General features: G+C 37.0%; 16 protein-coding genes. 14 read left to right on the forward strand and 2 right to left on the reverse strand.

The features are described 5' to 3' along the window. Positions 1-39: 39 nt before the first annotated feature. From PGOND44_RS05015 to PGOND44_RS05080, 14 genes are all read left to right on the forward strand, one after another. The gene (locus PGOND44_RS05015; RefSeq protein ID WP_003437456.1) at positions 40-588 is read left to right on the forward strand and encodes a ClpP family protease; all 549 of its coding nucleotides are present in this window, start codon (positions 40-42) and stop codon (positions 586-588) included. A 3-nt stretch (positions 589-591) separates the two neighbouring features. Continuing rightward, positions 592-1,035, forward strand: a complete 444-nt coding sequence (locus PGOND44_RS05020) for a GNAT family N-acetyltransferase (RefSeq protein ID WP_223810227.1) — start codon at positions 592-594, stop codon at positions 1,033-1,035. 1 nt (position 1,036) lies between these two features. Further along, on the forward strand, positions 1,037-1,783 hold the full coding sequence (locus PGOND44_RS05025; RefSeq protein ID WP_003437460.1) for a M15 family metallopeptidase: 747 nt from the start codon (positions 1,037-1,039) through the stop codon (positions 1,781-1,783). A 53-nt stretch (positions 1,784-1,836) separates the two neighbouring features. Then, a complete protein-coding gene (gpmI, locus tag PGOND44_RS05030) occupies positions 1,837-3,357 on the forward strand; it encodes a 2,3-bisphosphoglycerate-independent phosphoglycerate mutase (protein ID WP_003437471.1) in 1,521 nt (506 codons plus the stop codon). A 104-nt stretch (positions 3,358-3,461) separates the two neighbouring features. After that, complete coding sequence (locus tag PGOND44_RS05035; RefSeq protein WP_223810226.1) at positions 3,462-3,911, forward strand: TlpA family protein disulfide reductase; 450 nt, start codon at positions 3,462-3,464, stop codon at positions 3,909-3,911. A 9-nt stretch (positions 3,912-3,920) separates the two neighbouring features. Further along, on the forward strand, positions 3,921-4,346 hold the full coding sequence (locus PGOND44_RS05040) for a BT0820 family HAD-type phosphatase (protein WP_040555808.1): 426 nt from the start codon (positions 3,921-3,923) through the stop codon (positions 4,344-4,346). Further along, complete coding sequence (gene map / locus PGOND44_RS05045; protein ID WP_003437480.1) at positions 4,343-5,161, forward strand: type I methionyl aminopeptidase; 819 nt, start codon at positions 4,343-4,345, stop codon at positions 5,159-5,161. Before PGOND44_RS05040 ends, map begins: the two co-directional genes overlap by 4 nt. Positions 5,162-5,314: 153 nt before the next feature. Then, positions 5,315-6,214 (forward strand): MerR family transcriptional regulator, encoded by a 900-nt coding sequence (locus PGOND44_RS05050; RefSeq protein ID WP_003437482.1) that lies wholly within the window; start codon positions 5,315-5,317, stop codon positions 6,212-6,214. Position 6,215: 1 nt separating this feature from the next. Then, complete coding sequence (locus PGOND44_RS05055) at positions 6,216-7,673, forward strand: phytoene desaturase family protein (RefSeq protein WP_003437483.1); 1,458 nt, start codon at positions 6,216-6,218, stop codon at positions 7,671-7,673. 4 nt (positions 7,674-7,677) lie between these two features. Further along, the gene (locus PGOND44_RS05060; RefSeq protein ID WP_003437486.1) at positions 7,678-8,517 is read left to right on the forward strand and encodes a phytoene/squalene synthase family protein; all 840 of its coding nucleotides are present in this window, start codon (positions 7,678-7,680) and stop codon (positions 8,515-8,517) included. Positions 8,518-8,521: 4 nt separating this feature from the next. Continuing rightward, positions 8,522-8,968: a sterol desaturase family protein gene (locus PGOND44_RS05065; RefSeq protein ID WP_003437489.1), complete on the forward strand. Its 447-nt coding sequence runs from the start codon at positions 8,522-8,524 to the stop codon at positions 8,966-8,968. Next, a complete protein-coding gene (crtD, locus tag PGOND44_RS05070; RefSeq protein WP_003437491.1) occupies positions 8,969-10,441 on the forward strand; it encodes a 1-hydroxycarotenoid 3,4-desaturase CrtD in 1,473 nt (490 codons plus the stop codon). It begins immediately after the preceding gene. Continuing rightward, a complete protein-coding gene (locus PGOND44_RS05075) occupies positions 10,442-11,086 on the forward strand; it encodes a carotenoid biosynthesis protein (RefSeq protein WP_003437492.1) in 645 nt (214 codons plus the stop codon). It abuts the gene before it with no gap. Next, positions 11,073-12,233 (forward strand): lycopene cyclase family protein, encoded by a 1,161-nt coding sequence (locus PGOND44_RS05080; protein WP_003437494.1) that lies wholly within the window; start codon positions 11,073-11,075, stop codon positions 12,231-12,233. Before PGOND44_RS05075 ends, PGOND44_RS05080 begins: the two co-directional genes overlap by 14 nt. Here the strand turns inward: PGOND44_RS05080 and PGOND44_RS05085 are convergent. Further along, positions 12,230-12,916: a DUF3291 domain-containing protein gene (locus PGOND44_RS05085; RefSeq protein ID WP_003437495.1), complete on the reverse strand. Its 687-nt coding sequence runs from the start codon at positions 12,914-12,916 to the stop codon at positions 12,230-12,232. The genes PGOND44_RS05080 and PGOND44_RS05085 overlap by 4 nt on opposite strands. Before the next feature lie 116 nt (positions 12,917-13,032). Continuing rightward, positions 13,033-15,078 carry a S9 family peptidase gene (locus PGOND44_RS05090; protein WP_040555831.1) on the reverse strand — a complete coding sequence of 682 codons (2,046 nt, stop codon included), beginning with the start codon at positions 15,076-15,078 and terminating at the stop codon, positions 13,033-13,035. Positions 15,079-15,093: the final 15 nt, after the last annotated feature.

A 15,093-nucleotide genomic window follows, 5' to 3' on the forward strand; every position in this document is an offset into this window, starting at 1 on the left:
AAAATATAATTTTAATTTTACGCTTCAAATAAAAATATTATGAGTGATAAATCAGGAAAAGTTCAAGACCTTATAGATAAAAAGTTTTTAGAAGAACGCAAAGTGTTTTTGAATGGCCAAGTCGACGGCAAAAGCGCCAAACATATTATTGATAGATTGATGTATCTTGATATGGAAAGCAATGATGAAATCCAATTTTACATTAACAGCCCAGGTGGATATGTAACCGATGGGTTTGCTATCTACGATACCATGAAAGGATTGAAAAGTCCAGTTTCTACAATTTGCTGTGGCTTAGCGGCTTCCATGGGTTCTATTTTAATGTCTGGTGGTGAAAAAGGCAAACGTTTTATCCAGCCGCATGCCAAAATAATGATTCACCAACCTATGGGTGGTGCTCAAGGCCAGGCTTCCAATATTGAAATCCAGGCTAAGGAAATTCTAAAAATAAAGGAGCTAAGTGCGCAGATTCTTGCTGACAATTGTGGACAGGACTTAGACAAAGTAATGAAAGATTTCAAGAGAGATCACTGGATGGACGCTCAGGAATCTTTGGACTACGGGATTGTTGATGGTATATTGTCGTAAATTTTGAAGTTGTCTATACGATATATCTCTGCCAGAGAGACCTTAGAGTTAAGGCAAAACGTTTTAAGACCTAGTAAACCTCAAAGCTCCTGTATTTGGAAAGGAGATAATTCAAAAAGCACCATGCATATTGGTGCTTTTGTAGATTCCAAATGCATAGGAATCCTCAGTCTATTTGAAACGAATACCGATGAATTGCCTGAGACCAAACATTACCAACTAAGAGGAATGGCAGTCGATTTAGATTACAGAGGTAAGGGTATTGGAAAGCAATTAGTAAATTTTTCTGAACACGAACTTAAAACTCTGGAGATTCCTGTTTTATGGTGCAATGCTAGAATTTCCGCTAAGGATTTTTACTCAAAACTCGGCTTTAAAGTTATTTCCAAGGAATTTATGATTCCAGATGTTGGGCCTCATTATAAAATGTCCAAAAGTTTGACCTAAAATGAACCGAAAAAGATTTCTGTATATCTCCACTTTGTCTGGAATTGGATTTCAATTTCCTTTTCAAGCTTTCTTTAAGAAACCTACCGAATTTCAAAACATAAGCATTGAGCAAGTTTTAGGATTGGATACCTCCCATTTAGAACCCTCACCGATTTTATTGGAAAAAAAAACCTATAAATCTTTTTCGAAAATGCAATCTGCAGCTCTCAAGGATGACATCCATCTTCAGATTGTATCCGGATATAGGAGCTTTTCGAACCAGAAACAAATTTGGGAGAAAAAATATAATCAGCTTCTTAACACCCACTCTAGTACTGAAGCTATTTCAGAAATTATCACCTACTCTTCCATTCCAGGGACTTCTCGACACCATTGGGGTACAGATATAGATATCATTGACCAATCGGTTCAGCTTCCTAAAGGAGATATTCTCTTGGAAAAACACTACCATGGAACAGGAGTGTTTTCAAATTTAAAGGTGTGGATGGAGCGCTATGGGAGTGATTTTGGATTTGAGCTTGTGTATACCGATGATAAGACTCGAACCGGTTTTTTATATGAACCTTGGCATTACTCCTTCTCCCCAACATCCAAGGATTTTCTTAGCCTCCAGATGGAAGAAAGCTTTCAGACATCTTGGGAAAAGTTGAGTTTTGATGGAAAATCGAAGATGACTCCAGAATTCATAGCCTCTTATTTTAAAAACTATGCTTTAGGTATCAGTACTTTTTTAATGCCATCTTAAACTCTCCTTACTATCTATCAATAATTCTTATTTTAGCAGAAAATACGATTAGAATGGGCAAAAAAGTCATATTAACAATATTAGACGGCTGGGGGATTTCCCCTTCCAAAGAGATCTCTGCTGTAGATAAAGCTAATACACCCTTCATGGATAGCCTCTACAAGCAGTATCCTCATGCTACTTTGAGAACAGATGGACTAAATGTAGGTTTGCCTGAAGGACAAATGGGGAATTCTGAAGTGGGACATATGAATCTTGGAGCTGGACGTGTGGTTTATCAAGACTTGGTAAAAATCAACATGGCTGTAGAAAAGGATACGCTTAAAAATGAACCTGTGCTTGAACAAGCTTTTGATTACGCCAAAAAAAAGGATAAAGCCGTTCATTTTCTGGGCCTTGTAAGCGATGGAGGTGTTCATTCACATGTCAGCCATTTAAAAGGTTTGGTCTCTGCAGCAGAAGAGTTTGGTATTTCTAAAAAATATGTACATGCGTTTACAGACGGTAGAGACGTCGATCCACATTCTGGAAAAGGATTTATAGAAGATTTGCTTCCACATTTTAAAAAAACAAATACTCACTTAGCGTCTATAATTGGCAGATACTATGCGATGGATAGGGACAAGCGCTGGGAAAGAGTCGAAAAGGCTTACGACCTAATTGTTAAAGGGGAAGCTGAAGCCTACACTGAAAATCCTTTGGAAGCACTTCAAAAAAGTTATGATGATGGAGTCTCGGATGAATTCATCAAACCTATTTCTATAACCAAAAACGATGAACCTGTTGCAAAGATAAATGAAGGTGATGTTGTGATCTTTTTCAACTTTAGAACAGACCGTGGACGCCAATTGACTCAAGCCTTAAGTCAAGAGGATTTTAAACAATATGACATGAAGTCCATACCCTTGTATTTCGTCACAATGACAAAATACGACGATACCTTTAAAAATATAAACGTTGTTTTCAAAAAAGACAACATCAAAGCCACTTTAGGAGAAGTTTTGGAGTATACCGGGAAATCTCAAATAAGAGCTGCAGAAACAGAGAAGTATCCTCACGTTACTTTTTTCTTTTCCGGAGGCAGAGAAGACCCCTTTAGAGACGAAAGACGAATTATGGTGAATTCTCCGAAAGTAGCTACTTATGACTTACAACCCGAAATGAGTGCCTACCAATTAAAAGATAAGATCGTCAAAGAAATTTCTGAACAAAGCGCAGATTTTATATGTTTAAATTTCGCCAATCCAGACATGGTTGGACACACAGGAGATTTTGACGCCGCTGTAAAAGCCTGCGAAACCGTTGACGAATGCCTGAAAGAGGTTGTGACTGCTGCAAAAGAAGAAGACTATTCCGTCATTGTTATCGCCGACCACGGGAATAGCGAAACTATGGTGAATCCAGATGGCTCCCCAAACACAGCGCACACCACCAACCCTGTTCCTTTCATCTTGGTTGATAGTGATATCACCTCGATCAAAGACGGCATCTTAGGAGATATTGCTCCTACAATTCTTGACCTTATGGATATCGAAAAACCAGAATTAATGACTCAACATTCATTGCTTTCATGAAAAATATCAAGTACTTTTTAATTATAATCGTTTTGATAATTACTTCCTGTAATTTTATGCCATCTGACTCGAAACAGGAGGCTGACCTCCAAAATTTTAAATTAATGTTAGGTGAATTTGATTTAAAAGAGTTGAAAACGACCAAAAATGCAGTTTGGTTCAACACGACTTATGAAGAATACTCCGCAAATCCTGAAATTTTGAAAAAACTTTCTGCTGAAGTGAAAAAAGAAAACTTTAACATAGAGGTCTACATGGGTACGTGGTGTCCCGATAGTCAAAGAGAGGTCCCTCATTTAATCAAGATTTTAGATCAAATTAATTTTAACAGGGATAACTTGAGGTTAGTAGCTGTAGATTCAAACAAAGTAGTGACCAGCCTATCAGAAGTAGAACGAAAAAGTTTAAACATCATCAATGTCCCAACTATAATTGTTTATGATGACAATGGTGATGAACTAAACAGATATGTAGAATTTGCTCAAGAATCTCTTGAAGAGGACCTATTGAAAATTCTATCTAGAGAAGATTACAAACACATCTATGACTTTTAATTGAGTTTTATGATTTCATCCAAACAACCTGTCCTTGCTATTGACTTTGATGGCACTATCGTAGATAACAAATATCCTGCTATAGGTAAGCCTAAGCTATTCGCTTTTGAAACCCTGAAAAAGCTTCAGAAAAAAGGCTTTGTTCTTATTTTATGGACCTATAGAAGCGGAAGGAGCCTTCAGGAAGCCGTGGAGTTTTGCAGACAAGGGGGGATAGAATTTTATGCAGTCAATAAAAGTTATCCAGAAGAAGATTATTCTGAAGACATTAGCCGAAAAATAAACGCAGATGTTTTTATAGACGATAGAAATGTTGGTGGATTTATAGGATGGGGAGCAATATATAGAGAGTTATTAGGCGAAGATGAAGAGCTGAGACACTTAAAATCTAAGAAGAAAGGTTTTTTTGAATCTATTTTTAAAAAAGATAAATGATTATAACAAAGACAAAAGAGGAGATCAAGCTTATGCACGAGAGTGCACAAATCGTGTCAAAAACCCTAGGAATGCTTGCAAAGGAAGTGAAACCTGGAGTTACAACCCTTCACCTCGATAAGCTTGCAGAAGAATTTATAAGAGATCATGGAGCTATTCCTGGTTTTTTGGGCATGTATGACTTCCCAAACACACTTTGCATGAGCCCAAACGCACAAGTTGTGCACGGTATTCCAAATACAAAAGCTTTAAACGAAGGAGATATTATTTCTATTGATTGCGGGGCTGTGAAAAATGAATACTATGGCGACCATGCCTATACTTTTGAAGTTGGAGATGTTTCTGAGGACATAAAAAAATTAATCCGGGTTACTAAAGAATCACTTTACAAAGGTATTGAACAGTTTGTCAGTGGAAATCGCGTGGGTGATGTAGGTTATGCTATCCAAAAACATACTGAGAAGCATGGCTATGGAGTCGTTAGAGAGTTGGTAGGCCATGGCTTAGGAAAAACAATGCATGAGGACCCCCAAATGCCTAATTATGGTAAAAGAGGCCGAGGTAAGAAATTTGTAGAGGGAATGACCGTGGCTATAGAACCTATGATCAATATGGGAACCAAACGGATTAAACAACTGCCAGATGGATGGACTATACTAACCGCAGATGGTTTACCAAGTATTCATTTCGAACATGATGTGGCTTTAGTCGATGGTGAACCTAGATTACTTTCTACATTTGATTATGTTCATGAAGCATTAGGTATAACTACCCAAGAAGAAGATCCTTTTCGACTTGACCTAGCTCTACTCTAGGTTTTTAAGCCTTAGGCTAGACAAATCATAAAGAAATTTGGAGCTTGAAGTGGCCTCCAATTAAATTTTTTGAAAAATTGTTTAACTTTTAACTTGATTTTTTAAACAAAGTACGCCAATATTCAATATTTTTGGATATTGTTATACAAAGCCATGGGAAACATTAAACAAAATTTCAGCATTAAAGATTTAGAATCGTTGAGCGGTATCAAAGCTCACACCATACGGATGTGGGAGAAAAGATACGGTGTTTTAGAGCCTGAACGCACAGAAACCAATATCAGAAATTATGGAGTCACCGGACTTCAGAAGATATTGAACATTGCGTTTTTAAATGAGAATGGATACAAAATTTCGAGAATTTCAAAACTTGATGATGAAGAAATTTCTAATCTTGTTCAAAGCATTACGACTAGTAAAAGTAATTATGGTCGAGCATTAAAATCAATGAAGGTGGCAATGATGAATTTCGATCAGCCATTATTCTTGAGAACTTATGAGAATTTACTCATCAACAAAACGTTTTCTGAAATTTATGAGGATGTTTTTATCCCTTTGATGATTGAGACTGGTATGCTTTGGCAAGCAGGTACAATTACCCCTGCACACGAGCAGTTCATCTCCAATCTTGTCAAACAAAAACTTTTTATCAATATTGAAAAACTTCAAAAAGAGAATGCCTCAAAAACCGATAAGGTATTTATCCTTTTTCTGCCCGATGAAGAAATTCACGATATTGGTTTATACTACGCCAACTATGAGATTTTATCGCATGGTTACAAAGTAATATTTTTGGGTCAGAGCTTACCTATGCAAGATTTAACTTATCTTTCCACGCTCTACGATAATCCTATTTTTGTGAGTTACCTTACTGTAAAACCAGATCATTTAGAACAATATCTGATAGATTTTAAAGAACACATTTGTCCTGATGGACGTTGTGAATACTGGTTACTCGGTCGTAAGTCTATTGAACTTATAGAAAATAATACTAAACTCCCTGAAGGTATCAGAGCATTTAGAGATATCTCAGAATTAACATTAAACTTATAATATGAGTAAATCGATTGCAGTCATTGGATCTGGCTTTTCGTCGCTAGCTGCCGCTTGCTATTTGGCAAAAAATGGGCATGAGGTTCAACTTTTTGAAAAAAATGATAGCTTGGGTGGTAGAGCCCGTCGTTTTAAAGAAAAAGGATTTACTTTTGACATGGGTCCTTCTTGGTATTGGATGCCTGATGTTTTTGAAAGATTTTTTGCAGATTTTGATAAAAAACCATCCGACTATTATGAATTGGATAAGCTCGATCCAGGTTACCAAGTCATTTTTGAAGGAGGAGAAACTATCGAAATTGGAGATAGTTTAGATAAGATTTATAAAATCTTCGACCAAGAAGAAGAAAATGGCGCCAAGAAACTAAAGAAGTTTATAGACCATGCTCGTAAAAATTACGACATCGCTATTAAAGATTTAGTCTATAAACCAGGTGTTTCTCCACTTGAGTTGGTGACCCCAAAAACAGTGACCAAACTTGGAGAATTTTTTAGCACCGTCGATAAGGATGTGGAAAAGGTTTTTAAAAACGAAAAGCTAAAACAGATTCTAAAGTTCCCCGTATTATTTTTAGGAGCTAAGCCAAGTGAAACGCCTTCTTTTTATAATTTCATGAATTATGCAGATTTTGGTTTAGGGACATGGCATCCCAAAGGAGGATTCCATGAAGTCATTGCTGCTATTGCAAATTTGGCAAAATCTCTTGGAGTAGAATTACACACCAATGCCAACATCGAAAAAATTAATGTTGAAAATCATACTGCCAAAAGCTTGAAGGTGAATGGTGAGATTAAAACCTTTGATATCATTTTATCCGGGGCAGATTATCACCATACAGAAACCCTTCTAGACGAAAAGCATCGTCAATATTCAGAATCCTACTGGGATAAAAAAGTCTTTGCGCCTTCCTCTTTATTGTTTTATTTAGGTTTCGATAAGAAATTGGAAAACGTCAAGCATCACAATTTGTTTTTTGATGTGGACTTCGAGGCACATGCCCAAGATATTTATACCACACCCCAGTGGCCTAAAGATCCATTGTTCTACGCTAATTTCACGTCTATAACAGATCCTGGAACAGCACCTAAAGGCCAAGAAAATGGGTTCTTTTTAGTCCCTATTGCCCCAGGAATTGAAGACACAGAGGAATTGAGGGAGGAATATTTTAACAAAATTATTACAAGGTTTGAAACGCTAACAAATCAAAGTGTTAGAAAAAATATTATATTTAAAAAATCCTTTTGTGTAAATGATTTTGTTGAAGATTACAATTCGTATAAAGGCAATGCTTATGGAATGGCAAATACTTTATTACAAACGGCTTTTTTGAGACCAAAATTAAAAAGCAAGAAAGTGAAGAATCTATTTTTTACAGGACAACTTACTGTCCCTGGACCTGGTGTTCCACCCGCATTAATTTCGGGTAAATTGGTGTCCGAATTAATTGAGAAAAATTAAAGTAATGAAATCATTGTTTGACACTGTATCGAGAGAATGTAGCAAGATGGTCACCCATTCTTACAGCACCTCTTTTTCTATTGCCACTAAACTCTTAGCCCCGTCTATTCGGCAAGATATTTACAATATTTATGGGTTTGTAAGATTTGCAGACGAAATCGTAGATACTTTTCATGACTACGATAAGTCTATTTTATTTAAAAGGTTTCAGGAAGATATGTACAATGCCGTTGAGCATAAAATAAGTTTAAATCCAATATTAAACAGCTTTCAAGAAACCGTTCATAAATATAATATAGATGCTCATCTTTACGAATCCTTTATGGATAGTATGGAAAAAGATTTACATAAATCCAATTATCTTACCCAAGAGGAATATGAAGCTTACATCTATGGAAGCGCAGACGTTGTTGGATTGATGTGTTTAAAGGTATTTGTAAAAGGCGATCTTGAAATGTATGAAAATCTCAAAGAAGATGCGATGAGATTGGGTTCTGCGTTTCAAAAAGTGAATTTTCTAAGAGATTTAAAAGCAGATTGTGAAGATTTAGAAAGATCGTATTTTCCAGATGCAGACTTAAACCGTCTGGATGAAACTACTAAAGCTTCTATCATTTCAGAGATAGATGCAGATTTTCAAGCAGGCTTAAGAGGGATTTCAATGTTACCTGTAGAGGCTAAACTTGGAGTCTATACCGCTTATATTTATTATTCGAAATTACTTCAGAAGTTAAAAAATACACCTTCGCTTGAAATTAAAAACAGGCGAATAAGAGTACCAAACTACCAAAAGGCGAGTTTACTAGCAAAATCTTACATTTCATGTAGGTTTAATTTAGTTTAAGATTATGGAGATATTGATTTGGATAGTTGTTTTTATAACAACCTTTTTATTAATGGAATTTATGGCGTGGTTTACCCACAAATACGTCATGCATGGTTTTTTATGGATGTTACACAAAGATCACCATCTTAAAGACCATAAGAGTTGGTGGGAACGCAACGATTTATTCTTTGTGTTTTACGCTGTTGTAAGCATGTACTTTTTTATGATCGCACAATTTCAATTTGCGGTTGCTATTGGAGCAGGGATTGCAGGCTACGGCCTAGCTTATTTTCTTGTTCACGATATCTTTATTCACCAACGGTTCAAATTATTCAGAAAAGCAGATCACTGGTATGCTAAAGGTATACGCCGTGCCCATAAAATTCACCATAAACATTTGGGGAAAGAAGAAAGTGAATGTTTTGGAATGCTTATTCCACCTCTACGGTTCCTCAAAAACAAAAAGTAAATGAAGTCAAATGCTGCCATTATAGGTTCTGGTATAGCTGGAATCGCTTCTGCTTTGCGCTTAAAAGCTAAGGGTTATGAGGTCGATATATTTGAGCAAAATGACTATACAGGAGGCAAACTTCATAGTATCACCAGAGGAAATTATCGCTTCGATTACGGTCCTTCTCTATTTACGATGCCTCACCTTGTAGATGAATTGTTTGGATTGTTCGATATCGATCCCAAAGACTACTTTCAATACAAAAGAAAAGAGACCATCTGTAATTACTTCTGGGAGGATGGAAAACGCTTTCAAGTGAATGCGGATACCAAAACCTTTATCAAAGAAGCTGCTGAAAGTTTTGACGAATCTGAAAAACATTTAGAAGACTATCTAAAAAGTACGAAAACCAAATACGATCTAACTTCCAAATTATTTTTGGAGAAATCGCTTCATAAATTCGACACCTACCTGTCTAAAGATACCTTAAAGGCTGTTTTTAATATAGGCAAATTACATCTGGACAGCAGCTTAAATGAGGTGAACGAAAAGTATTTTGACCATCCTAAGCTTATCCAACTTTTTAACAGGTTTGCAACCTATAATGGATCCACTCCTTATAAAACACCAGGAATCATGTCTATGATTCCCCATCTTGAGATGAACTATGGGACATTTGTTCCCAAACATGGGATGCATGATATTTCACAAAGTCTTACTCAGCTCGCTAAAAATGTCGGAATCTCCATACATCTGAACCAAAAGGTAGATGAAATCGTTTATGAAAACAATACAGCAAAGGCTTTAAAAATAAACGGAGACGACCAAGCTTTCGATCTTATCGTCTGTAATATGGATGTGTATTCCGCTTACAACACTCTTCTCAAAAAAGTAAAAGCTCCAAAAAAGACCTTGAGTCAAGAGCGCTCGAGTTCTGCTTTAATTTTTTATTGGGGAATCAACAAAACATTTGAGGAACTAGACTTACACAATATTTTATTTACAGAAGATTACGAAAAGGAATTTGATCACTTGTTTAATAAAAAATACTTTGCAGACGACCCTACCGTGTATATCAACATCTCTTCTAAGGAGGTGAAAGAAGATGCACAGGAAGGTCATGAAAACTGGTTTGTAATGGTTAATGCCCCTACCAATTGTGGCCAAGATTGGACTGCCCAAACCACTTATATCAGGGAGAAAGTTATCGCTAAAATCAATAAATGCCTAGGCTCCAAAATAGAAAACTACATTGAAGTTGAACACGTCGTCACTCCAAAGGATATCGAGTTTGCAACCTCATCGTTCCAAGGCTCTTTGTATGGAACGTCCAGTAATAATAAATTCGCAGCTTTTCTAAGACATCCAAACTTCAGTTCAAAGCTAAAAAACTTATACTTTTGTGGAGGAAGTGTGCACCCTGGGGGAGGAATTCCTTTATGTTTGCTCTCTGCCAAAATTGTTTCAGATTTAGTTCCACAACCCCAATAAATGAAGAGTTTACCTCAGCAACAGTCTTATTTATACATAGCCATCGGCATTCTATGGCTTTTCCATGTTTCAGGTATAATTGGCATTAGCATAGGGTATCAGGACTGGTTCGCCAGTAGAACTGGTCTCAACTTGGTGATAATGTTTATAGCCTTAATTGCTTTCTACCCTTTGGATTCCATCAAAAAGTGGGGTTTATTTTTTTTGTTCGGCTTCCTAGGGATTTTGGTAGAATACCTAGGAGTAACTTTTGGTCTTTTCTTTGGGGACTATGCCTATGGTAATAATTTTGGTCCTAAGATTCTTGGAGTGCCCCTGCTTATTGGAGTGAATTGGGCTATGCTCACTTTTATTTGTGGCTCGATTGCCAATAAGTTATCAGACAGTGTATTTCTCAAATCTCTCCTAGGCACCTTTATGATGCTTTTGCTGGATTTGTTTATGGAAAAGGTCGCTCCTATTTTTGATTTTTGGGAATTTACAGGAGGCTATGCCCCTATAGATAATTATATTGCTTGGGGAGTAATCTCCTTTATTTTTCATCTTATTTTTCATCTATTCAAAGTCAAAGGCAACTTTTTGATTTCGTTTCACTTATATATGGTTCAACTCGTCTTTTTTATCTATTTCTATGTCTACTTTTAATTATCATTACATCATCATAGGAGCTGGAGCGGCTGGGTTAAACCTGGCTTTAGCTATGAATGAAGATGCTTTTTTTAAGGACAAGAAGATTCTGATTTTAGACAAGGACAAAAAAACTGAAAACGACAGAACTTGGAGTTTTTGGGAAAAAGGGAATGGCAAGTGGGATCACATCGTTTCTAAAACATGGAAGAAATCTATCGTTACTGCCAAAGGTGAAGACATCAATTTTGATTTAAAAAAGTACACCTACAAAATGTTGAGGTCAGCAGATTTTTATCAATTTGCCAAAACAGAACTTGACTCTTCCAATATAGAGTGGAAAACAGAAGACGTCCAAAAGGTAGTTCAAAACCAAGATAAAGCTATAGTGACAACTCCTGAGAGCGATTACACAGCCGATTTTGTATTTGACAGTAGGATTCCATCACTTTATGCTTTAGACCATCCAGACTCTCTTAATATCGCTCAGCATTTTAAAGGATGGATTATCGAAACTGAGGAAGAAGTCTTTGATGATACTCAATTTACGATGATGGATTATAGCATCAAAGATGGTGAAACCACTAGCTTCACATATGTTCTCCCCTTATCTCCCACTAAAGCACTGGTTGAGTTTACGTATTTCAGTCCAGACCTAGTGAGTGAAGCCACTTACGATCACTATTTAAAAAGATATATTTCTGAAAAGTTAGAGCAGGAGAATTATAAGATCTTAGAGACTGAAAAAGGCGTGATCCCGATGACCAATTTTCCCTTCGAAGATTTTAATCAAAAGCACATTATCAAAATTGGTACAGCAGGGGGCTGGGTTAAAGCTTCTTCTGGGTATTCCTTCAAAAACTGCGAGAAGAAAAGTAAGAAAATCATCAAGTTCTTGAAATCAAATCCTGACTATTATCGCAACTCCTCCCCTACCAAATTTAAGCATTACGATAAAATTTTCTTAGAGGTGCTCAGCAAAGAGAATCATTTTGGTGAGGAGCTCTTTTATCGCATGTATAAAAACAATTCTATAAGAACGATCTTTAGATTTTTGGACGAAAAGTCGCTGTTTTCTGAAGATTTAAAAATCATTCTGAATTTGAGTTCTAAACCCTTTATCAAAGCGTTTTTAAGACACGTTAAAAGCGGACTTAAAACTTAATGCCCTTTCAAAGTGACCTTTTTCTGAATGCGAAATCTAGAAAATAGTTCCTCGCTGTACCAGTCCAATTCTCTTGTTTTTTGGATGGCCTTAATATGTTCTCTGCTTTGATAAGCGTAAGCTTGAAGGCTTTCTAAATCTTTCCAAACGCTAAAAGTGGCCATTTCCACAAAAGGAAGTTCACCAAAACCTTTAGTATAGATCAACCCTTTAGCATTTTCCAAGGGTTTTTGAGATTCTGGAACATATTTCCAGAACTTCAAAAGCATTTTAGTCTTAATACTGGCTCGGGTAATAACCGCAATTTCAGAATCTGGCTCCATCTCTTTTGCATTTACTGTAGATTCAAAAGGGTTTTTAGCATTCCATAAGCCTCTGGCTTGTATGCTTTCCAAATAATAAACCTGCATCTTATCTGCGTGACTTTGATAGACTTTACTGAGCTTATGAGTTTCAAAAAAAGTTTGTGCAGCATCTTCCGACTCCCACACTTGCAAAACCGAATACACACTCCAATCTGGAAAAGGATTGAAATGATCTTTACCGCTTCCCATAAGCTTATAAAAACTAAGCCCTTTTACAGATTTCATATAGTTATGCCCAAACTGCATCATGGACAACGCCCAAAATTTATTAGAAAATCCTTTATAGTTTAAGACAGTAAGGGTGGTGATTTGGGACATAGTTTTGTATAAAAACAAAGATGAAAACTATTTTGTACTAAACATAGTTTTCATCTCTATTTTATTAAATCTTAAACATAAGTGGATAACCTGAATTGAAATTCAGAGATGTGCTATTAGTCTTTATGCTTATCGAACCAACTGGTGATGTATCCTACTTTCCTAAATAAGTTACTGGGTTTCCCTGCGATGCCATGACCAGAGCCTGCAATACGAACCATAACGGCTTCTACTCCTTGTAATTTTAAGGCGGCATAATATTGTTCGGTCTCACTCATTGGCGTTCTATAGTCTTGTTGGCCTGTTAGAAGCATGGTTGGGGTTTTGACATTTCCAACCAAAGAAATCGGTGAAAATTTCAAATACTCGTCTGGGGTTTCCCAAGGTTTATTTTTGAACCAGTACTTGGCAAAAAATGGAGAACCATCTGCCGTCAAGACAAAACTGTACCAATTGATAACTGGCTTTGCCACTACAGAAGCTTTAAATCTATCGGTTTTTCCAATAGACCAAGCGGTAAGGACTCCTCCTCCACTTCCTCCAGTAATATAGAGTTGGTCGGTATTGATATAACCTTGATCGACCACATAATCTGTCGCATCCATCAAATCGTTGTAATCTTCACTTGGATAATTGTGATTGATGTAAGCTGCAAAGTCTTCTCCATAACTTGTACTTCCTCTAGGATTGGTATACACCACAACATATCCTCTACTCGCCATAAACTGCAATTCTGGTGAAAATCGAGAACCATAATTGGTATACGGACCACCGTGGATTTCAAGAATCATAGGATAGGTCTTGGAAGGATCAAAATTGGGAGGCGTGAGAATCCAGCCTTGTACTTTAAAATCATCCACTGAAGATTCTACCCAAAACTCCTCGACCTTTCCTGTTTTTTTAGACTTTAGAAGGTTGGCATTCAAATTTGTGAGACGTTTGGTCTCTCTACTGGATTTTCGAGAAACAACAGCCAATTCTGCAGGCGTAGAAGTGGTTACATGAGAAAAGGCCAACTTTCCTTTATTGGAGACCGAATATGTGCCGCCACCATACGGACGACCAATACTTGGAGACCCTAAGTTTTCTGCAACTGTAGAGACCTCACCGTTCAGGTTGATTTGTCCAACTTTGCTGTTGCCTTCTTCATCGTATCGAAAATAAATAGACTTACCATCTTTGGCCCAAGTGATCGAAGATATGTCTTGTGCAAAGCCTTTGGACAAGATTTCTAATTCAGTTCCATCTCTAGACATCAGATATAGCTTGGTGAGTTGGTAACCCACAAATTTGTCGTCGAATCCTGTATAAGCGATATACTCACCATCAGGTGAAACTTTTGGAGAATAAAACGGTCCTCTTGTGCTGGTCAATTGTTTACTTACTCCTGTTTCAATGTGCTGTTCAAAAATTTGTTCATTGTTTGGATCTATATCAGCATCTTCAGACTTATCCACCGTGTATAAAATGTGTTTCCCATCTGGAGTCCAAGTAGGTGAACCAAATTGATGAGAACCCGAAGTTAGTTGTCGAGCCGTTCCGCCTTCAGCAGAAATCACAAAAATATGACTGTACCCGTCTTGCACGTAGCCTCCACCATCTCTTCTGTATACCGCTTTATCTATCACGTCTGCTCCTTTTTCCCATTCAGCACCTTTAGGAGCAGTAGGAATTTTAGGCTGAATTGCCTTAGATGATTCCGGAACAAATTTGCTAAATAAGAGTTGTGTTCCATCGGGAGACCAACTAATATTCGATGGACTTTCAGTAAAATTCGTCAATGCTGCCGTGGTCTTGGACTCTACCCAATAGACATAGAGTTGGTTAGACCCGTCCTGATTGGAGGTAAAGGCAAACTTATCGCCTTGCGGAGACCAGGTGACATTACCATGGTATTTGGTCCCAGAGGTGATAGGATAGTGAATTTCACCATCAAAAGATATTTGCCATAAGTTGACCAAGCGGCTATCGGTCATCACATCAAATTGATGTCTTTCGTAAATAATCGTTTCCCCATCTGGAGAAATCTCTGGATTACCGACCATTTGCAAATCAAATAGATCCATATAATCAAAAAAGTCTTCAGAAACTTGAGCTTTCAGTTGGGTGGTAGCTACCAAAAAGAAAGCAAGGATATAACTGCTTAAACGTAATATAGTCATAGGTTTAGGTTTAGG

Source organism: Psychroflexus gondwanensis ACAM 44 (genome assembly GCF_000355905.1).
GTDB lineage: Bacteria > Bacteroidota > Bacteroidia > Flavobacteriales > Flavobacteriaceae > Psychroflexus > Psychroflexus gondwanensis.